A 1,104-nucleotide genomic window follows, 5' to 3' on the forward strand; every position below is an offset into this window, starting at 1 on the left:
GCGCGGGCGAACGCGCTCGTCGTCGTACCGGAGGAGACCACGGAGGTGGCGCCGGGGTCGCCCGTGGACGTCGTACTCCTGGACTGAGCGGCGCCGGGCCCGGAGCGCACGCCGGGGCGGGAAGCGCGCGGAGCCGAACGGCAGGCCGTGGAGGTACGGTGGCTCCGCGCGAATTCACCCCGGGAGCTCCTGACGCCATGAGCCAGCCAAGCCGCCTGACCCACCTCGACGACACGGGCGCCGCCCGCATGGTCGACGTCTCCGCCAAGGACGTCACGGCACGCACCGCCCGTGCGAGCGGGCGCGTCCTCGTCTCGCCGCGCGTCGTCGAACTGCTCCGCGGCACCGCGCCCGGCGAGACGCTGCCCAAGGGCGACGCCCTGGCCACTGCCCGCCTCGCCGGCATCATGGGCGCCAAACGCACCCCCGACCTGATCCCCCTGTGCCACCCGCTCGCCCTCTCCGGCGTCACCGTCGACCTCGGCGTCGCGGACGACGCGGTGGAGATCGCGGCGACCGTGCGCACCACGGACCGCACGGGCGTGGAGATGGAGGCGCTGACCGCGGTGTCGGTGGCGGCGCTCACGGTCGTCGACATGGTCAAGGCCGTCGACAAGGCGGCGGTCATCACGGACGTGCGGGTCGAGGAGAAGACCGGCGGCAAGTCCGGCGACTGGAGCCGGCCGTGAGGGCCCTGGCGGTCACGGTGTCCAACCGGGCGGCGGCCGGGGTGTACGCGGACACGGGCGGCCCGCTGCTCGTCGCGGGCCTGACGGAGATGGGCTTCGCCGCGGACGGCCCGCGGGTGGTGCCGGACGGCGAGGCGGTGGAGGCGGTGCTGCGCGAGGCGGTCGCCGAGGGCTACGACGTGGTGCTGACCACGGGCGGCACGGGCGTGTCGCCGACGGACCGTACCCCGGAGATGACGGCCCGGGTCCTGGACCGCCAACTGCCGGGCGTACCGGAGGCGATCAGGGCGTACGGGTACGCGAAGGTGCCCACCGCCGCGCTCTCCCGCGGCCTGGCCGGGGTCGCGGACCGTACGGTCATCGTGAACCTCCCGGGCTCGTCCGGCGGCGTACGCGACGGGCTCGCGGTGCTGGC

The 1,104-nt window shown here is 75.5% G+C and carries 3 protein-coding genes; all 3 read left to right on the forward strand.

What is annotated here, in order from left to right; genetic code table 11:
- Window positions 1-87: hypothetical protein (locus H5J30_RS34960; RefSeq protein WP_181791822.1), on the forward strand; the 87-nt coding region annotated here is incomplete at its 5' end.
- 110 nt (window positions 88-197) lie between these two features.
- Window positions 198-689, forward strand: coding sequence for a cyclic pyranopterin monophosphate synthase MoaC (gene moaC, locus H5J30_RS34965; protein WP_018841820.1), 492 nt, complete (start codon window positions 198-200; stop codon window positions 687-689).
- The coding region (locus H5J30_RS34970; protein WP_181791821.1) for a MogA/MoaB family molybdenum cofactor biosynthesis protein at window positions 686-1,104 on the forward strand (419 nt) is incomplete at its 3' end. The genes moaC and H5J30_RS34970, both read left to right, overlap by 4 nt.

This window comes from Streptomyces phytophilus (genome assembly GCF_013870535.1).
In the GTDB taxonomy this organism is placed as follows: Bacteria; Actinomycetota; Actinomycetes; order Streptomycetales; family Streptomycetaceae; genus Streptomyces; species Streptomyces phytophilus.